Annotated in this window: 15 protein-coding genes and 1 pseudogene; 9 read left to right on the top strand and 7 right to left on the bottom strand. The window is 69.9% G+C overall.

What is annotated here, in order from left to right; genetic code table 11:
* Window positions 1–6: 6 nt before the first annotated feature.
* Window positions 7–330, bottom strand: a pseudogene (locus tag AB0N06_RS24675) (hydrolase); the annotation flags it as partial.
* Window positions 331–830: 500 nt separating this feature from the next.
* Between AB0N06_RS24675 and AB0N06_RS24670 the strand changes: the two are divergent.
* Window positions 831–1,289, top strand: a complete 459-nt coding sequence (locus AB0N06_RS24670) for a cyclic nucleotide-binding domain-containing protein (RefSeq protein ID WP_358859486.1) — start codon at window positions 831–833, stop codon at window positions 1,287–1,289.
* Window positions 1,290–1,396: 107 nt separating this feature from the next.
* Window positions 1,397–2,110 (top strand): response regulator transcription factor, encoded by a 714-nt coding sequence (locus tag AB0N06_RS24665; protein WP_366136843.1) that lies wholly within the window; start codon window positions 1,397–1,399, stop codon window positions 2,108–2,110.
* A 34-nt stretch (window positions 2,111–2,144) separates the two neighbouring features.
* Here AB0N06_RS24665 and AB0N06_RS24660 read toward each other — a convergent pair whose 3' ends face one another.
* From AB0N06_RS24660 to AB0N06_RS24650, 3 genes are all read right to left on the bottom strand, one after another.
* Entirely contained in the window at window positions 2,145–3,860 is a 1,716-nt protein-coding gene (locus AB0N06_RS24660) for a GAF domain-containing protein (protein ID WP_366136842.1), read from the bottom strand.
* 392 nt (window positions 3,861–4,252) lie between these two features.
* Window positions 4,253–4,933, bottom strand: coding sequence for a pyridoxamine 5'-phosphate oxidase family protein (locus AB0N06_RS24655; protein WP_366136841.1), 681 nt, complete (start codon window positions 4,931–4,933; stop codon window positions 4,253–4,255).
* 19 nt (window positions 4,934–4,952) lie between these two features.
* The gene (locus AB0N06_RS24650; RefSeq protein ID WP_366136840.1) at window positions 4,953–6,026 is read right to left on the bottom strand and encodes a zinc-dependent alcohol dehydrogenase family protein; all 1,074 of its coding nucleotides are present in this window, start codon (window positions 6,024–6,026) and stop codon (window positions 4,953–4,955) included.
* Between the two features lie 212 nt (window positions 6,027–6,238).
* Here AB0N06_RS24650 and AB0N06_RS24645 point away from each other — a divergent pair, with 212 nt between their 5' ends.
* Window positions 6,239–7,264, top strand: coding sequence for a zinc-binding alcohol dehydrogenase family protein (locus tag AB0N06_RS24645; protein WP_366136839.1), 1,026 nt, complete (start codon window positions 6,239–6,241; stop codon window positions 7,262–7,264).
* Between the two features lie 355 nt (window positions 7,265–7,619).
* Here the strand turns inward: AB0N06_RS24645 and nhaA are convergent, their stop codons facing one another.
* Window positions 7,620–9,569: a Na+/H+ antiporter NhaA gene (nhaA, locus tag AB0N06_RS24640; protein WP_366136838.1), complete on the bottom strand. Its 1,950-nt coding sequence runs from the start codon at window positions 9,567–9,569 to the stop codon at window positions 7,620–7,622.
* 514 nt (window positions 9,570–10,083) lie between these two features.
* On the opposite strand from nhaA, the gene AB0N06_RS24635 reads away from it, so the two are divergent.
* Complete coding sequence (locus tag AB0N06_RS24635; RefSeq protein WP_366136837.1) at window positions 10,084–11,529, top strand: glyceraldehyde-3-phosphate dehydrogenase; 1,446 nt, start codon at window positions 10,084–10,086, stop codon at window positions 11,527–11,529.
* A gap of 496 nt (window positions 11,530–12,025) precedes the next feature.
* On the opposite strand, the gene AB0N06_RS24630 is transcribed toward AB0N06_RS24635, so the two are convergent.
* Window positions 12,026–12,445 carry a PPOX class F420-dependent oxidoreductase gene (locus AB0N06_RS24630; RefSeq protein WP_366136836.1) on the bottom strand — a complete coding sequence of 140 codons (420 nt, stop codon included), beginning with the start codon at window positions 12,443–12,445 and terminating at the stop codon, window positions 12,026–12,028.
* A 391-nt stretch (window positions 12,446–12,836) separates the two neighbouring features.
* Here AB0N06_RS24630 and AB0N06_RS24625 point away from each other — a divergent pair, with 391 nt between their 5' ends.
* Window positions 12,837–13,736, top strand: coding sequence for a YihY/virulence factor BrkB family protein (locus AB0N06_RS24625; protein WP_366136835.1), 900 nt, complete (start codon window positions 12,837–12,839; stop codon window positions 13,734–13,736).
* Between the two features lie 185 nt (window positions 13,737–13,921).
* Here AB0N06_RS24625 and AB0N06_RS24620 read toward each other — a convergent pair whose 3' ends face one another.
* A complete protein-coding gene (locus AB0N06_RS24620; RefSeq protein ID WP_366136834.1) occupies window positions 13,922–15,031 on the bottom strand; it encodes a galactosyldiacylglycerol synthase in 1,110 nt (369 codons plus the stop codon).
* 258 nt (window positions 15,032–15,289) lie between these two features.
* Here AB0N06_RS24620 and AB0N06_RS24615 point away from each other — a divergent pair, with 258 nt between their 5' ends.
* The 4 genes from AB0N06_RS24615 to AB0N06_RS24600 all read left to right on the top strand — a co-directional run bounded on the left by AB0N06_RS24615 (window position 15,290) and on the right by AB0N06_RS24600 (window position 17,991).
* Window positions 15,290–16,123 (top strand): SDR family NAD(P)-dependent oxidoreductase, encoded by an 834-nt coding sequence (locus AB0N06_RS24615; RefSeq protein ID WP_366136833.1) that lies wholly within the window; start codon window positions 15,290–15,292, stop codon window positions 16,121–16,123.
* A 352-nt stretch (window positions 16,124–16,475) separates the two neighbouring features.
* Entirely contained in the window at window positions 16,476–16,610 is a 135-nt protein-coding gene (locus tag AB0N06_RS24610; RefSeq protein ID WP_366136832.1) for a hypothetical protein, read from the top strand.
* Window positions 16,604–17,395, top strand: a complete 792-nt coding sequence (locus tag AB0N06_RS24605) for a polysaccharide deacetylase family protein (RefSeq protein WP_366136831.1) — start codon at window positions 16,604–16,606, stop codon at window positions 17,393–17,395. The genes AB0N06_RS24610 and AB0N06_RS24605 overlap by 7 nt, the downstream gene beginning before the upstream one ends.
* 140 nt (window positions 17,396–17,535) lie before the next feature.
* On the top strand, window positions 17,536–17,991 hold the full coding sequence (locus AB0N06_RS24600; RefSeq protein ID WP_366136830.1) for a MarR family transcriptional regulator: 456 nt from the start codon (window positions 17,536–17,538) through the stop codon (window positions 17,989–17,991).
* Window positions 17,992–18,080 lie beyond the last annotated feature (89 nt).

Raw genomic sequence — 18,080 nt, 5'->3', positions numbered from 1 at the left:
GATCAGCAGTTCGCCGGGCCAGACATCGACCGGGTGGGTGCGCAGCGTTTCCGTGAACAGCTCGTCCTTGCGCGCGGCGACCGCCCCTGCCGTCGCGGTGCCGGGCGGGTCGTCCGGGCTGCCTTCGGGAAGGTTCAGGCCTCGCGACGCGAGGAAGGCCGCCGCGCAGTCCTGCCGTGAACGGCCGTCGACGTGGCGGAGACAGTCGTCGAATGCCTTCTTCCAGGCCGCGGCGTGGCTCCGGGCGGAGTCGGTGAACACTCCGTCGGTGTCGAAGACCACGGCTCGCACGGAGTGCAGGCACGCGGCAAGAGACGGTGCGGCTGCCATGAGCGGGGAGGTCCCTTCGCCAAGGGTTGCTTTCATGGCATCACGGTTCCGGAACACCGGCGCGTCGTGGACCTCAGTAGGGCAGCGGCCGCCCGGACGGAGTTCGCAGGTCGAGGGGCGGAGGCCCCGAGGGAAGCGGTGGGCGACGGACGATTCTGATGCGGCTCACTGCCACCACCTCCTGGCGCTCACCGGGTATGTGCCCAGGAGCGTGCTCCACAATCCTGCGGCGTGAGATCCGAGCCATGGGCCGATTGGTCCCGGACCGCTCCCCGTACGGCCCAAGCGGGCGGGTCGCTGAGCGGATCACCGTGAAAACCACGTGGAATGCCGGTCAACGGGCTGATGCCGTTCAGCGGGTTCGGGTACGGCAGACCCTGGGGGTGCCCGATGACCGAGCCTCCCCCGGAGCCCCGCCTATCGTTCACACCGGACGGTCGGGCACGCGGCCGGGCTGTCACGCGCGGAGCCGCCATCGCCCGCCAGGGACGGAGGATCCCATGTCGACGCACAGTCTGCTCGACGCGCTCCCACCCGAGAGCCGGCAGCGCCTTGTCGACACGGCGGCACACGAAGTGCCGCTGGTCCTCGACTCACGCCTCTTCGAGGAGGGCAGGCGGGCCGACCGTTTCTGGATCATCCGCTCCGGCCGGGTCGAGATCGATCTCCGTGTGCCCGGCCGCCGCCCGGCGGTCGTCGAGACCCTGGGCCAGGACGACCTGCTGGGCTGGTCCTGGCTCTGCTCCCCGCACGTGTGGCACATGGGCGCACACGTGGTCCACGCGGGTCAGGCCCTGGAGTTCGAGGCCGCGACCGTGCGCGCGCTGTGCGCGGCCGACGCGGTGCTGGGCCGGGCGGTGTACAAGTACGTGGCCGAGACAGTGGCGGAACGGTTGAACGGAACACGGGCGAGGTTGCTCCAGCTGTACGGTCCCCAGGCCGACATCGCCGAGGACTGAACGGCCCGGGTGGTGCGGGGGCCGATCGGCTCTGGTGCACCGTCGGTGTGCGGGCCACGATGAACATGGGGCCGGTGGCAGAGCCCTGCAGAAGCGAGGTGGGCGCCATGAGCGGCGAAGCCGTGTTCTCCGCACAGCATCCTATCCGCGTGTTCCTGCTGGACGACCATGAGGTGGTCAGGCGCGGGGTGCAGGATCTGCTCGACGCGGAACCCGACATCGAGGTCGTCGGCGATGCCGGTACGGCCGATCACGCGCTGGCCCGTGGCCCTGCGTTGCGCCCGGATGTCGCGATTCTCGATGTGCGGCTCCCGGACGGCGACGGGATCAGCGTCTGTCGTGAACTGCGTTCACGGATGCCGGAACTGGCCTGCCTCATGCTCACCTCGTTCGACGACGACGAAGCACTGCTCGACGCCATCATGGCGGGCGCAGCAGGCTACGTACTCAAGGAGATCAAGGGGTCCGACCTCGTCACAGCTGTCCGCACGCTGGCCTCCGGGCGCTCCACCCTCGATCCGGCGACCACCGCGCGGCTGATGGACAGCCTGCGCGGAGAGAGTTCCGGCACCAAGGCCGAGGACGAGGACGCGCTCTCCGCACTGTCTCCACGGGAGAAGGACGTTCTTGCCCTGATCGGTGAAGGACTGACCAACAGTCAGATCGGCAAACGCCTCTACCTGTCGGAGAAAACGGTCAAGAACCACATTTCCCGCCTCCTGGCGAAGCTCGGCGTGGAGCGCCGTATTCAGGCAGCTGTGATCGCCGCGCACAGACCGGCGCCCTCCTCTCCGCCCTCGGCGAGCGGTCGCGAGTACTGACGCCGACGCCACAGCCCGCAGCGCGGTCCATGGATCATGTCAGTCGCAGCGGCACGCGCCACCTCACCCGGGTGCCGCCCTCCGATGATGGCTCGACCGTCATGGCACCGCCGAGGTTCTTGGCGCGCTGCGCAAGGTTGTCCAGCCCACTGTGTGCGCCGTCGTGCTCCGGCATGCCCACTCCGTTGTCGGACACGACCAACGTCAGTGCTCCCTCGCCGACCACCATCGAGACGTCCACCGAGGTCGCCCGGGCGTGGCGTGCGACATTGCTGAGCGCTTCACCGAGCACCGCGATCACCTGGTCCGCAGTCTCAGCCGGCACATCTGTGTCGATGAGCCCTGTCATGCGGAGAGACGGCTGGAAGCCCAGGGCAGGCGCGGCCTGCTCCACCGCGGTCAGCGTGCGGACGCGGAGACCTTGTTCGGCACGGCCCGATTCGCGTGCGCGGAGGCCGAAGATGGTGGACCGGATGATCTTGATGGTCTCGTCGAGGTCGTCCACGGCACGCAGCAGGCGTTCACCGGCCTGGGGATGGTCCACGAACCGCACCACGCTCTGCAGGGTCATACCGGTGGCGAACAGCCGCTGAATGGCGAGGTCGTGCAGGTCCCGGGCGATCCGGTCCCGGTCCTCCAGCAGGGCGATCTGCTCAGCGGACTCACGCCGTTCCGTGAGTTCCATCGCCAGCGCCGCCTGCCCGGCGAACGTCAGCAGGGGCGCGGTCTCCCACTCGGTGAACGCGGGACGCTCCCGTACACGGGCCAGCAGCAGCACCCCCAGGACCCGTCCCCCCGTCTTCATCGGCACCGCGACGGCCGGACCGAGCCCTGCCCATCGCGGGGGCCCAGCGGTGATTCTCGGATCACACTCGACATCGAGGCTGATGATCCGCTCGCCCGTGTGGAGAGCTGTGCCGACGAACGAACCTTCGCGTGGCAGGACCAGTCCGCGGTGCGTGTCGGCGTCCACGCCGGAGGCTATCGCCACCCGCAGGGCGCCCTCGCCCTCGGGGAGCGCCAGAACCCCCAGGTCGGCGGAGAGGATACGCGAGGCATGGTCAACGATCATCTGCAGGACGTACGCCTCGTCCACCCCGCTCAGCAGACCCTCGACGATCTCACTGTTGGCCTCCTGCCAACGCTGCCGGTCACGCGTCTCCGAGTACAGGCGTGCGTTCTCGATGGCGACCCCGGCTGCCACAGAGAGGGTGGAGAGCACCGTCTCGTCCTCGGCGTCGAAGGCGCGGCCGCCCCGTTTCTCGGTCAGGTACAGGTTGCCGAACACCTCGTCGCGGACCCGGATGGGCACCCCCAGAAACGAGTGCATGGGGGGATGGTTCGGCGGAAACCCGTGGGACGACCGGTGGTCGGCGAGTTCCTTGAGCCTCAGTGGCACGGGGTGGCGGATCAGCTCGCCGAGGATGCCGTGCCCCTCGGGCAGCGAGCCGATGGCTTCCCTCTGTTCGTCCGTGATGCCCACGGGCAGGAACTGCGCAAGGCGGGTTCCCTCGCCGAGCACCCCGAGGGCTCCGTACTCGGCATCGACCACGACAACCGCGGCTTCGACGATCTGGCGCAGCACCTGCGGCAGATCGAGCCCCCTTCCCACCGACATGACGGCGTCCAGCAGCAGCGCCGCCTCGGCGGGGCCGCGCTTCGAAAGATCGAGGCGGTCCTGGAGGTCGCCGGGGAGTGTGCCCAGCCGACGGCGTTCCTCGCCGTTGCGGTCAGTGCCCTTGTCGCCCACGGTGCCTCCGCCGTGGCCCGCGCGTCACGGGCGGGCCATACGTCCACGGTAGCGGCCGAACACCATGAGGCACCCGCTGGAGCGCGCCCGGGGGGAACACGTCCTGGTAGGGAAACCTGCCGGCCGACGTATCCTGAACGGCCCCGCCGATGAGCCCGTCCGATGGACGAATGACCCATATCCCCGGGGGACGCCCACGCCGTCCTCCATGTGTCACCCCGTCGCCATGTCTCACCCCATCCCGGTGGCTCCACGACTACGACCCTGTCCTGGCCGGTCCGCGGGTACCGCCCGCGCGCCCAGGCACCGGGCAGTCGCAGCCGGCTCGCACTCCCGCCCGCTGCACACCGTTTGCGGCGCGAGCGGCGTGCCGGCGACGACACGCAGCTCTCTCACTTCTGCACCACGCGACGCCCGGTGATACGAGTGGGGGTGACCACCATCCAGTGGGTGCGGAGGCCGCCCGCCCAGGGAAGGGAGGGGGCAACACGGTCCAGTCGCTGAATGGCCTGGGCACCGGTGACACCTGATGCATCGCCCACCACCAGCACACTCCAGCCCTGGCTCATCGCGTCGTCGATGTGATCGGCCTCGAAGGCCACCTCGGTTCCCGCGGACGCGGCCAGAAGTCCATCGCCGGTGGTCCGGAACGCGATCTCGTTGCCCGTCAGCACGTAGTTGACCGGGAAGACGGCCGGCCCGTCCGCCGTGACGATCGCGATCCTGCCCACACCGTGGCTGGACAGGAGTCGAAGGCACTCTGTGTCACTGAGCGTGACGAGCTCGGCGCCCGGCAATGCCGCCGCCCTGCCGGGGGGATGTTCCACCGTCATACCGGTCAGCTCGGCCACGGTCGTCTCCAGCGCATCGGCAAGGCGCACGAGAACGCTGACGGCCGGTACAGCAGCCCGGTCCTCCAGATAGGCGATGTACGAAGGAGCGGCGCCGCAGCGTTCGGCCACCTCCTCACGGGTGAGACCGAGTTCCTGACGGCGCGCTGCCACGCGCCGTCCGAGGTCGCTGCGGCCGGTCGGAGTCTCGCTGGAAGCGGAGGAAGGCGTGCCCTCGCTCATGGTCCTCACGTCCTTCGGGTCACGGCGGGTCGGGGACGGAGACGGCGTTGTGCTGCGGGCCGCCCAGTGCCACCTTGAGGGCACCGGTTTCGGCGGCGCGGGAGAAAATGTCGTACGCCTCCTCCATCTGGCCCAGTTCGAAACGGTGCGTGATCAGCGAATCCGACGGGAGGCGCCCCGCGGCCATCATGCCCAGCAGCATGGGCGTCGAGTGGGTGTCCACCAGTCCGGTGGTGATCGTGACGTCCTTGATCCAGAGGTCTTCGAGGTGCAGGACCGCAGGCTTGCCGTGGACCCCGATGTTCGCGACCCGGCCGCCCGGGCGGACCATCCGGGTGCACACCTCGAATGTCTCCGGTATGCCGACGGCCTCCATGACGACATCGGCACCGAGTCCATCGGTGAGGTCCTCGACGAGGCGCTCGGGTTCCTCGCTCGCGCTGACGGTCGCGTCCGCACCGAGTGCGCGCGCGGTAGCCAGCCGGGACTCCGCGAGGTCCACCGCGATGATGCGGCCGGGACTGTACAGACGCGCGGTGATGATGGCCGCCAGACCGATCGGCCCCGCACCGACCACGGCGACCGTGTCGCCGGGCCGCACGTTGCCGTTCACCACCCCGACCTCGTACGACGTCGGGAAGATGTCGGCCAACAGGACCGCGTCGTCGCTGTCGACGGCACCCGGCAGCGGATATACGGACAGGTCGGCGAACGGCACCCGCACATATTCGGCCTGTGTGCCATCGATCGTGTGGCCCAGCACCCAGCCGCCGCCCCCGCGGCACTGACCGTACTGTCCGCCGCGGCAGAACCGGCACCGTCCGCAGGCGGAGATGCACGAGATCAGCACGCGGTCACCGGGTCGCACCGTCCGGACATCGCCGCCGGTCTCGACCACGGTGCCCACCGCTTCGTGCCCGAGCACACGGCCCGGAACGACCTCGGGCACATCGCCCTTGACGATATGGAGATCGGTGCCACAGATAGTCACCGTGTCGACGCGAACGATCGCGTCCGCGGCGTCCTTGATGCCGGGATCCGGTACATCCCCCCACGCGGTCCGGCCAGGGCCCTGGAAGACGAGTGCCTTCATGACATCGCCCTTCTTCCTGTCAGGTCCAGTACGGGGCACTGCCAGGCTGACTCGGCAAGAACTCGGGGCGCATGGGCCGGATGGCCCCCGGCGAGGACCTGGCGGACCACCCACTCCCGCCGACGCAGCAGCGGCCCGGGTCTGCGGTTCCCGAGGCGCATCCGGAAACCGGCCGGTTTGCCGGACCCACCCAGCGGCAGCAGGCTGGAGGTATGGGGCTCCCCCACGCACAGATGGTCAGCGGCTGGGCCGTCGGGACACCGGGACCGATCGGTACCGGTCCCCTGATACGGAGACACCGCCAGGTGAGCGCGCCCGCCCCGGATGAACTCCTGCTGCGGGTGGAGGCCTGTGGTGTCTGCCGCACGGACCTGCATCTCGCCGAGGGGGACCTCACTCCTCACCGTCCGTCGACGATTCCCGGACACGAGATCGTCGGCCGCGTGGCGGCAGTCGGCGAGGAGACCGGCGTGTTCCGGGTGGGCGACCGGGTCGGCGGTGCCTGGTTGCGCGGTACCTGCGGGTCCTGCCGCTACTGCCGCTCCGGACGGGAGAACCTGTGCCCCCGGTCCACGTACACGGGGTGGGATGCGGACGGCGGCTTCGCCGACCTGGTACTTGTTCCCGAGGCGTTCGCCTACCGGCTCCCCGAGTCCCAGGACGCGGCCCTGCTCGCCCCTCTCCTGTGCGCGGGAATCATCGGCTACCGGTCGCTGCGCCGCAGTGCGTTGCCGAAGGGTGGCAGGCTCGGAATCTACGGTTTCGGCGCGTCGGCCCATCTGGCCGCTCAGGTGGCGCTGGCCGACGGCGCGACCGTCCATGTGATGACGCGTTCCGCGCAGGCACGTGAACTCGCTCTGTCCCTGGGTGTTTCATCGGTCGGCGGCGCCTACGACACCCCACCGGAGCCGTTGGACTCGGCGATCCTGTTCGCCCCGGTGGGTGATCTGGTGCCGGTGGCCCTGGAGGGACTCGACCGGTCGGGCACCCTCGCGATCGCCGGTATCCATCTCTCCGACATTCCCGCGCTGAACTATCAGCGGCATCTCTTCCAGGAGCGGAATCTGCGGAGTGTCACCTCCAACACGCGCGAGGACGGCCGCGAGTTTCTCGAACTCGCCGAACGCATCGGCATCCAGGTCACCGTCAGCCGCTATCCCCTGAACCGGGCTGATCAGGCACTGGCCGACCTGGCCGGGGACCGCGTGAACGGCGCCGCGGTGCTCACGCCGGACTGACAGGAATCCGGCCCGGCGCCACACAGACCGACCGGCACATGGGGGGTGGGAGAAGGAGCGGGGCTGAGTGCGTGCAGCTGCAACGCGGAGCGTTGTTGACTGACGACAACGCCGCAGATGTGCGCACCCAGCCCCGCGACGCCGCCTCCCATGTGCCGGTCGGTCTCAGTCACTCTCGAACCAGCGATGGGCCAACGAGGTCGATCCGGGGGCCCGACGGAAGCGACCTCCGCCCGGCTCGAACGGCTTCAGACGCCTCCGCACCCGCCGGAAACGCCGAGCCGGCATCCACGAAGCCTTCCCCGGACTCGCCGGCTGCCGGAACGCCGTGCCGTCACCGGCTGCATCCGGCGGATCACCCCGTCAGACCCGCGCGCGCACGGGCTGTTCGCACTGCGGCGGACAGCGCGTCGATGTCGTAGGCGCCGCGGTGCAGCAGGCCGTTGATGAAGAAGGTCGGGGTTCCTGTCACTCCGCTCAGATCGGCCGACTCCCCGTCCTCAGCGACCCGGCCGGCCCCCGCGTGGGTGCGCAGACTGCGCCGGAAGCGCTCGGCATCCAAGCCCAGTTCGTCCGCGTAGCGCATCAGGTCGGGCACCAGGAGCGCGCCTTGGTGCTTCAGGAGAAGTTCGTGCATCTGCCAGAAAGCCCCCTGATCCGCCGCGGCCTCGGCGGCCTCGGCGGCGAGTTGCGCGCCGGGATGGACGTCGGTGAGCGGCAAGTGCCGCCACACGTAGCGCAGATCGCCGAAATCGGCGAGAAGGTCACGGACCACTGGTTCGGCCTGGCCGCAGTAGGGGCATTCGAAATCGGCGTACTCGACCAGGGTCACCGGAGCGGTCATCGGGCCCCGGACATGGTCACGATCGGGGTCGACCGGGACCGCGAGATCGATCACCCTCTCGGCCGTGCCGAGCAGTACCCGTGCACGCCGCTGCGGCGGCAGGAGCCTGATCGTCATCGCCACGGCGCAGGTCGCGAGGAAGGAACAGGCCACCGCGCCCAGGATGCCCACCTTCGCCTCTTCGAGCCGGTCTCCTTCGAAGGCGAGCGTGGAGATCAGCAGGGCGACGGTGAACCCGACCCCGGCGATCGTGCCGCCCCCGGCGAGGGCGCCCCAGCCGACTGGAGGCCTCAGCCGATTGCGGCTCAGCCGGGCGAGCAGCCAGGAGGCACCGGTGATGCCCACCGGCTTACCGACCAGATAGCCGAGCAGGATGCCCAAGGTGACCGGGGACGTTGCCGCCCGCGACACCAGTCCCGCGTCGATGGTGATGCCTGCATTGGCGAGGGCGAACACCGGCACGATCACATAACTCGTCCACGGGTGGTACATCCGTTGCAGCCGCTCATTGAGCGACAGCGCCGACGCCAGTCCCCGGCGTGCCGAGCGCTCGAGCTCAGGTGTGGGCTGCTCGCGAAATGAGACGAACAGATCGCTCGCGCGTTCCAGGTCGCTGCGCGCCGCCGGGTAGGCATAGGTCAGCAGTCCCATGGCCAGACCCACGACCACCGGATCGACACCGGACTTGAGCAGGGCGACCCAGGTCGCGGCCCCCATCAGCAGGTACGTCAGACCGTGGCGCACGCCCGCCGCCCTGACCAGCAGGATCAGGCCGAACAGGGTCACGGCGGAAAGCAGGGCGGGCACGGTGACGTGGTCGCTGTAGACAAGGGCGATGACCACCAGAGCCAGCAGGTCGTCGACGACGGTGACCGTGAGGATGAACGTGCGCAAGGCATCGGGGAACCGCCGTCCCAGAATCGCCAGCATGCCCAGGGCGAACGCGGTGTCCGTGGACATGGCCGCGCCCCAACCGTGGGCCGAGGCACCGCCCGAGTTGAACGCGAGGTAGACCCCGACAGGGACGATCATGCCGGCGAGCCCTGCGGCCAGGGGCAGCATGACCCGCTGCCGCTCCCGGAGCTCGCCCATGTCGAACTCCCGGCGCGCCTCCAGCCCGATGACGAAGAAGAAGAACGTCATCAGGCCGCTGTTCACCCACTCGCGCAGATCCAGCGATACCCCTGCCGATCCCACGGTCACCGACAGGTGCACCTCCCAGAAGGATGCGTACGCCCCGGGAGCCGCGTTCGCCCAGACCAGTGCCGCCACCGTGGCGGCCAACAGCACCGCCGCGCTGCCTGCCTCGGTCCTGAGGAACGCACGCAGCGGGGTCCGGGTCTCCGGGGCACGTGTGCTCTGCTCCTGGAAGGAAGAAGGGAAGGAGGGATCATGTGTCACGGTGAAGATCCCCTCGAAGTCCTTACCGTCGACAACCCGCAACTGAACCTCGTGTCCCATCAGACCATGTGCGCGCCGGAGAGCGCGATCATTGCCGCCGCGAGGCGAGGGCGAAGGCACAACTGTGGGCGCCGGGGCCGCACCTTGGCGTTCTGCCCACGGCCGTCGACACCCATGGGCAAGCACTCAGCGCCTGACTGCCGCATTCTGCACCCTCGTTCGGCTCAGGCACCGGCCCGTCGGCAGCGCATGCGGACACGTTCAGGGCAGCGTGGACGACGTAGCCCGCCCGGGAGTCCTTCGCACATCGACCGGGCGGGCCGCCTCCCCACTGACTCTTCTCGGTGCCCCGTGCCGCGGGAGCGCGACGGGCGGTCCGGGTGCGTTCCTGGTGCGGGACAATCCGGGATAGAGCCTCGCAAATCGAGCGCCATTACCCGGCACGGCGGCCCGTCCCCTGTCCTGATGTGGCCATGGGGCCCGATCACGGGATCGCGCTCAGGTGGCACCGGGTGAATGATCGAATCGGCGGGCGGTTAGCATATGAGCACCGCCTAGCTCGAAAGATAAGCCTGTGACTGTCAACGAGGACTCGTTCACCAACTGGAAGAACCGCGAGGAGATCGCGGAGTCGATGATCCCGATCATCGGGAAGCTGCACCGGGAGCAGGACGTCACTGTCCTGCTTCACAGCCGCTCCCTGGTGAACAAGTCGGTGGTGAGTATTCTCAAGACTCACCGATTCGCCCGGCAGATCGCCGGTGAGGAACTCTCGGTCACCGAGACGATGCCGTTCCTGCAAGCTCTCACCACGCTCGATCTCGGCCCTTCCCAGATCGACATCGGCATGCTCGCCGCCACGTACAAGACCGACGACCGCGGTCTCTCGGTGGAGGAGTTCACCGCCCAGGCCGTCGCCGGTGCCACGGGCGACAACAAGATCGAACGCCGCGAGGGGCGCGATGTCGTCCTCTACGGCTTCGGCCGCATCGGCCGTCTCGTAGCCCGCCTGCTCATCGAGAAGGCAGGCTCCGGCAACGGCCTGCGGCTGCGCGCCATCGTCGTCCGCCGGGGCGGCGACCAGGACATCGTCAAGCGCGCCTCGCTGCTGCGCCGCGACTCCATCCACGGCCAGTTCCAGGGCACGATCACCGTCGACGAGGCGAACAGCACGATCGTCGCCAACGGCAACGAGATCAAGGTGATCTACGCCAACGACCCGTCCGAGGTCGACTACACGGCGTACGGCATCGACAACGCCATCCTCATCGACAACACCGGCAAGTGGCGCGACCGCGAGGGCCTCTCGAAGCACCTGCGCCCCGGCATCGACAAGGTCGTCCTGACCGCGCCGGGCAAGGGCGACGTCCCCAACATCGTCCACGGCGTCAACCACGACACGATCAAGCCGGACGAGCAGATCCTGTCCTGCGCCTCCTGCACCACCAACGCGATCGTCCCGCCGCTGAAGGCGATGGACGACGAGTACGGCGTCCTTCGCGGCCACGTGGAGACCGTCCACTCGTTCACCAACGACCAGAACCTGCTGGACAACTACCACAAGGCCGACCGCCGCGGCCGCTCGGCGCCGCTCAACATGGTCATCACCGAGACCGGTGCCGCCTCCGCCGTCGCCAAGGCGCTGCCCGACCTCAAGGCGCCGATCACCGGCAGCTCGATCCGCGTCCCGGTGCCGGACGTCTCGATCGCGATCCTCAGCCTGCGGCTCGGGCGCGAGACCACCCGCGAGGCGGTCCTCGACTACCTCCGCAACGTGTCGCTGACCTCGCCGCTCAAGCGGCAGATCGACTTCACCACTGCCCCCGATGCGGTCTCGAGCGACTTCATCGGCTCGCGCCACGCCTCGATCGTCGACGCCGGCGCCACCAAGGTCGACGGCGACAACGCGATCCTCTACCTGTGGTACGACAACGAGTTCGGCTACTCCTGCCAGGTCATCCGAGTCGTCCAGCACGTCTCCGGAGTCGAGTACCCGACCTTCCCGGCCCCGGCGGTCTGATCTCGCGGACTGTCCGGTCCGGTGCCTCGGCAGGCGGGGCGGCGGTGGGGCGGCAACCTGATACCGATCGGCATCAGGTTGCTCTCCCACCGCCGGCTGCCACCGGCAGCGGAGTGGGCGGCACGCCCGATCACCCCCGGGTGACCTCTGGTCACGACGTACGCCCCTCCGCGCACCCCGCTGACAGCCGGCAGACTCACCTCGCCCGGACAGGTGCCGCCTGCCTCGGGGCGGGGATGTGCGGACCCGGGCTGAAGTGCCGGAAGTGCCGGTCCAGACAGGGGCAGGCCAGGCCCCCGGTACGACGGATGCCGGTACGGGCTGCAAAGCCGCGCTGGGTGACGAGGCGTTGGCTGCGCCCGGCTCGGCGACTGCCACCCCGCGCCCGGCGTCTGGTGCGTGCGATCGCGAGATGCAGGGTCGCCCGTGTACAGGTCGTGTGTGGGTGATCCCGACACGGCGGAGGGCATGCGTGCTGACCGCCGCGGCGCGCGGGTCAGCCGGGCTGACTGTTCTCCTTGAGCGTGCCCCAGCCGTGCCAGCGGTCGATCTCGATCCAGGCGCTGACCCGGCCACGGTCGCGCTGCGGGTACGGCGTGCCGAGGTACTGCTGGGCCAGGCGGTCGATGTCCGTGAAGTCCTTGTCCTCACGTACGTCGGCGACGTGCCCGATGATGCTGAGGTGGGTGTACCAGTTCCCCTCGTCGAGCACGGTGAGCGTGACCCGGGGGTCGTTGCGGATGTGTTCGAGCCGCTTGCGGCCTTCATCCATGTTGACCAGGATCCGGCCGTCGCACCAGAGGTACCAGGTGGCCGTGGACACTGGCTGGCCGTCGGCCCGAAGCGTCGCGATGACGGCGGGGTTGGGCTTCTTCAGCATGGCGATCGCGGTCTCGGAAAGCGGTGGCTTCGACACGGAATCTCCTCCTCGGTGATCCACTCTGGGTGATCCATTGGCCTGCATGTTCACCGTGCCACATCCCGTCGCGCCGAAGGCCTCACGCCCGTCGAACCGGTCCGCGCGCCGCAGCTTCGGGTCAATGGACGGCATCGCGTCCCGTGCGACCCGTGCCGAGTACACGAATGGGCTGGTGGCGCAGGGGGCGAGGCGCGCGCGTCCCGCATCTGGGTTGCCGGGACGGACTCGTCCGGTAATGCAGGTGGCCCTGAACACGGCAGGAGTACGGCCCATGGTGGGAGGCGCGAGGGAAGGTGGTAGCAAAGGACGTCCGTACCCCGGGGGATCCCCTGCCTCCCCCGGCGCCGCCAGGCCGCGCCGTGCCTGACCACGTCCCCCGGAGACCAGCGTGCCCAGCAAGACCACACCCACCGCCTCGGTAACCGTCCCCCGCCAGGGCGCGCCCTCGGGGCGGGCGGCCCACTACCGGGCCGCCCTGTGCCGCACCCCCGTCTCCCTGTGGAACGACGACCTCTCGGACTGGGCCGCCGCCCTGACGTACTACGCCATCCTTGCCCTGCTCCCGGCGCTCCTGGTCACCGTTGCCGTCATCGGCCTGGCCAACCCCCGAGCAACCGACGCGCTGATCGCCGACATCACGGCCTTCGCGCCCGCGGAGTCCGGCGCCGCACTGCGCGAACCCCTGGAGGCTGCGACCCAGGAACGCGGCCCGGTGTGGCTGCTGGTCGCGACGGGGACCGTCAGCGCCGTGTGGTCCGCCTCCAGCTATCTGGCCGTCTTCCGCCGTGCTCTGCACGCCCTGTACGGCGTCCCCGACACACGGCCCGCACTGCGCAAGGCGCACATCATCGTGACCACCGCCGTCGGACTGCTTCTGTTGCTGATGACGAGCGCGTTCGCGTTGGTGTTGACCGGGCCGCCGGCCCACTGGCTGGGACACCGGATGGGCCTCGCACACGCAAGTGACACGGTCTGGACGCTGCTGAAGTGGCCCATCCTGATATTTCTCGTCGCCTGTCTGATCACGGTGCTATTCCGTACCGGCCCTGCGGCGGCCAAGGGGCTGCGGCGGGGGCTGCCCGGCGGAGTACTCGCCGCGTCCCTGTGGCTCGTGGCATCGGCCGGATTCACCTTGTACGCCACCCACATCGGTTCCTACAGCCGGCTGTACGGATCGCTCGCCGGGCTCGTCATCTTCCTCATCTGGGTCTGGTTCACCAATCTCGCTCTGCTGGCCGGGGCCCAGTTCAATGTCGAGCTGGCACGGCCGGTGCAGCGAGCTCGGTGACAGCGGTCCTATGTCGGCCGTATCGACCGGGCAAGGCATTCGACCTGCCGCTGTCCCTCGACGAGGTCGCCGAGGGATACCGCGCCATGGAGGAGCGTTGTCGAGCGGGCGTGCAGGGCGGCGCGACGGGGCAAAGCTTGCCGGGAGGGGGCACTGGCATCCGTACGTTCCCCGCCGTACGCCGCTCACCAGGCGACCAGTTCGGCCGCGTCTGCGGTGAAGACAGCCCGCCCGGCGGCAATCCGTCGGTCCCGCTCGGGGCCGGGGCGCAGCAGCCGGTCGAGTGAGCTGAGCAGCCCGATCGTGTCGGCAGCGTGCTCAGTGAGGCCTGCGGCGGCCATCTCACCGACGCCCTCGGCGCCGTGGCCGGGGATCGGACGGTATCCGACGACCGGTACGCCGGCGGCGAGGGCCTGCACGGCCGTCTGGCCCGCGGCGTTGTCCACCAGGGCACTCGATGCCGCCATGAGCTCCGGCAGGTCCTCGACCCAGCCCAGCGCCAGGACACCGGGAAGCTTCGCCGCGCGGGTCCGCAGTCGTTCGTCCCTTCCGCACAGCAGCACCGGAAGGTGGCCCGCACCAGCGAGCAGAAGCGCGGTGTCGGCCAGCCCCTGTCCCACGCCCCAGGCACCGGCCGAAAGCAGCACAGCAGGCCGGCCGGGGGCACGCCGCGCGAACTCCCGCGCCCAGCGCGACGGCCGCCCGCCCGCCCTCTCGTGGGCCGCCGCGGCGAAGGCCGGAGGCACGACCGGGCCGCATACCTCCGCCGGGCGTCCGGTCCTGGCACGGACGCGTGCCGCGGCGGCCTCGGTCAGGCACAGGTGCAGGTCGTTGCTGGGATGGAGCCACTGCCGGTGCACGGCGAAGTCGGTGACCACGACCGTGCTGGGCGGACAGTCACCGCCCTGGGCCCGCAGCCGCCCTGTGACCTGAGCAGCCTGGTGGAAGGTGGAGACGAGCGCATCCGGGCGCCAGCGCTCGACGACGTCGCGCAGGCGTGGCTCCAGGGCTGCGGCCAGCGGCCCGGTGCTCGGCGCCCAGCCGTTCCGGTCGCGCTGGTCTCCGCGGTCGCGAAAGAATGCCGCGTAGACCGCCGCGTAGGCCCCTGGGCAGTGGCGGAGCGCCGTGCGGTATGCGGCGCGCAGCCCGCGCCCGGCGCCAGGGGGCAGTAAGTCGAGGAGGTCCACACGCGCGGTCAGGTGGCCGCCGGCCCACAGCCGCCCGGCCAGTTCGGCGGCCACGGCGTCGTGTCCGGCGCCCATGCTCGCGCTGACGATCAGAATCCGGCGTCCCATTCTTGGATATTCCTCGCATCGCGGCCGGTGCGCCAACCCCGGACTGGCGGGCCGTTAGGGCGTGTTTCGAAAGTCCCGCCTGCCAGGCGGCGTCTGGCCCGCCCTACGGGCGGACGACGCTCCTTTCGAAACACGCCCTCACCCAGGTGCGGACGAGCGCGATTGCCGGTGCGCTGGTTGCATGAAGGATGACTCGTTACGGGCCGCTACCGGCTGGTGCTTCACCAGGATGTCGGCGGCCCCGGAGGACGGAAGCCCATGCGCAAGAGCCACCCAGCCCACGGCACCCCGGCAACCGGGACCGACGCGACGCATTCGGTTGCGGCCGGTCCGCCCACCCCTGGCCCGCGGCCGGTCGTGTTGATCACCGGGGCCTCCTCCGGTATCGGCGCCGAAATCGCGTCACGGCTCGCGGCCGGCGGGCGATGGGAGCTGCTGCTCAACGGACGGGACGAGGGCCGGCTCGGCAGTGTCGCCGCCCGCACCGCCGGTGCCCCGTTGCCGATGGACCTGGCCTCCGAGGAGGGCTGCCGCCAACTGGCCGAGGCGGCACTGGCGCACAGCGGAAGAGTCGACGCGCTCATCGCCGGGGCGGGGCTCGGCTGGGCCGGCGCGTACACCGACATGCCGCCCGCCACGGTGGACCGTCTGGTGAGTGTCAACATCTGCGCCGTACTCCACCTCGTCCGCCTGGTGCTGCCGCAGATGGTGTCCCGCAGGTCGGGCCGGCTGGTGCTGATCGGCTCTGTCGCCGGCCGGTTCGGTGTACGGGACGAGGCGGTCTACGCGGCGACGAAGGGCGCGCTGATCGCGTTCGCGGAGAGCCTGCGCTACGAACTCCGGGGCACAGGCGTCCACGTCTGCCTGGTGCTGCCAGGTCCCGTGGACACGCCGTTCTTCACCCGCCGTGGCACCCCGTACACCCGGTCCTGGCCACGGCCGGTACCCGCCGGGCGGGTCGCGGCAGCGGTCGAGAAGGCACTCGCCGGTGGCCGGGACGAGATCACCGTGCCGCGCTGGCTGGGCGTGCCGGGGTGGCTGCAGGGCGTGGCTCCGCAGCTCTTCCGCAAGCTGGCCATGCGATTCGGCTGAACGGGCCCCCGGGAACGGACACGCGTGCAGGGTGGGTGACACGTGATCATCGTCTCCGTGGTGCTGGCGCTGTTCGCCGCGCTCGGGAACGCGGCAGCCTCCGTGCTGCAGCGCCGCGCTGCGGCAGCGGACCTGCCCGGCCTCACGGGCAGCCATCGCCTCGGGAGCCTGAGCTTCGTCCGCCGCCCGGCCTGGCGCTGGGGTGCGGGACTGCTGCTGGTCTCGGGGCTGGCGCAGGCCCTCGCCCTGGCGACCGGGCCACTGGCTGTGGTGCAGCTGGGCGGGCTCGCTGGGCGCCTCGCAGCCCGCGCTCACTCTCGGCGACTCATTGCTGAGCGTCATTCTGGGCGTCTTGCTGTTCGAGGAGCGGATCGAACTGGGCTGGCGGGTGCTGCCGGAGGCTGCGGCGCTCGGGCTCATCGCGTTCGCCAGCATGCATCTGAGCAGTTCCCCGGTGGTCTCCGGAAAGGACGAACAACGATGGTAAGACGATCCGCCGCAGGGCGGACGGCGGTGTCATCCGGCGCAGTGGCCGGCGCTCTGGGTGCGGCCGCCGCGTGGCACATGGGGCCCGCCGCCACCTGGCTGCCGCCCGTACGGAGGATCCTCAGCCCCGCGCTGGACGGCCGCGGTCATCCCTCTCACGTGGCACTGACCTTCGACGACGGGCCGGACCCGGCCAGCACCCCGCACGTCCTGCGCGTCCTGGACGAATACCGGGTGCGGGCCACCTTCTTCGTCGTCGGCGCCTCGCTGGAACGTCATCCCGCCCTTGGCCGGGCGCTTGTGGCCGGTGGTCACGAGGTCGCGGTGCACGGCTGGCACCACGAGCGCCCCTGGTTCCCTGCACCGCGGCGCGACGTACGGGAGGTAAAGCGAACCGTCGGCGCGGTACAGCAGATCTGCGGGACCGTCCCGCAGTGGTACCGGCCGCCCTACGGCATCCTCACCGGCGGCCGCCTGGCTGCAGCCCGGCGCGCCGGGCTGCGACCGGTGCTGTGGTCGGCATGGGGCCGGGACTGGAGGGCGGACGCCGATGCCCGCTCCGTGAGGTCATCGGTCCTCGCAGGTCTGACCGGCGGTGGCACCGTGCTGCTGCACGACGCGGACGGATGGAGCGCACCTGGCGCGTGGCGAGCCACGCTGGATGCGCTGCCCGGCCTGCTCGCCGAGTGCCGTCGACTTGGTCTGAGCGTCGGCCCGCTCGCCGACCACGGCATCGGACGCGTCAAAACCGGTACACACCTTCGCCGGACACCACGCCGCGGGTGACCAATCATGGGAGTGTGCATCATGCACTTCCTATGTATCGGGCACTTCACATGCATGATGCACGCCTATGAGAGAATGGAGAGCGGGCCGCCCGGACGAGAGGGAGAGCGGCCCCGCGACAGGCAGGAGGCGACCGGCGCATGGCCCGGGCAACACACGAGGTCGAGTACGAGCAGATGCTGCTCAGTCGCCACACGTTTTTGAACCAGCGAGGCAAACACCGCGGGGACGGGTCCCTGGAGCGCAGCGCCTATATCCTGCTCAGCCGCATTCACGTGCAGGGACCGATGTCCATCGGCGAACTGAGCGACGCCTTCGGGCTGGACGCCTCCACCCTGAACCGGCAGACGGCTGCGATCATGCGCACCGGACTCGTGGAGCGCATCCCGGACCCTGACGGCGGCATGGCCCGCAAGTTCCGCATCACCGACGAGGGCGCACGCGTACTCGACATGGAAAGGGAGGGCATCGTCCGCTCCCTGGAACAGGTCATGGCCGATTGGCCGGAAGAAGACATCGCCGCCTTCGCTTCCTATCTGAGACGCTTCAACACCGACATCGAACGTCTCGGGGCCCGGCCGTGGCCGCGCCTTTAGAGGAGCTCACAAAATGGGAGTCCGATCAGCTCGCGGCGTCTGGTGCGTGCGATCGCAAGGCGCTGGAAGGTCCTCGGATGGGGCCTCCC

The organism is Streptomyces sp. NPDC051020, from assembly GCF_040683105.1.
Lineage (GTDB): Bacteria > Actinomycetota > Actinomycetes > Streptomycetales > Streptomycetaceae > Streptomyces.
This window is presented reverse-complemented; position numbering and strand designations above follow the sequence as displayed.

Bases quoted from the DNA above. Each gene is read 5' to 3' on its own strand.
- AB0N06_RS24670 (WP_358859486.1), top strand. From the start codon at position 831: ATGTCGACGCACAGTCTGCTCGACGCGCTCCCACCCGAGAGCCGGCAG.
- AB0N06_RS24665 (WP_366136843.1), top strand. From the start codon at position 1,397: ATGAGCGGCGAAGCCGTGTTCTCCGCACAGCATCCTATCCGCGTGTTC.
- AB0N06_RS24655 (WP_366136841.1), bottom strand. From the start codon at position 4,933: ATGAGCGAGGGCACGCCTTCCTCCGCTTCCAGCGAGACTCCGACCGGC.
- AB0N06_RS24650 (WP_366136840.1), bottom strand. From the start codon at position 6,026: ATGAAGGCACTCGTCTTCCAGGGCCCTGGCCGGACCGCGTGGGGGGAT.
- AB0N06_RS24645 (WP_366136839.1), top strand. From the start codon at position 6,239: ATGGGGCTCCCCCACGCACAGATGGTCAGCGGCTGGGCCGTCGGGACA.
- nhaA (WP_366136838.1), bottom strand. From the start codon at position 9,569: ATGGGACACGAGGTTCAGTTGCGGGTTGTCGACGGTAAGGACTTCGAG.
- AB0N06_RS24620 (WP_366136834.1), bottom strand. From the start codon at position 15,031: ATGGGACGCCGGATTCTGATCGTCAGCGCGAGCATGGGCGCCGGACAC.
- AB0N06_RS24615 (WP_366136833.1), top strand. From the start codon at position 15,290: ATGCGCAAGAGCCACCCAGCCCACGGCACCCCGGCAACCGGGACCGAC.
- AB0N06_RS24605 (WP_366136831.1), top strand. From the start codon at position 16,604: ATGGTAAGACGATCCGCCGCAGGGCGGACGGCGGTGTCATCCGGCGCA.
- AB0N06_RS24600 (WP_366136830.1), top strand. From the start codon at position 17,536: ATGGCCCGGGCAACACACGAGGTCGAGTACGAGCAGATGCTGCTCAGT.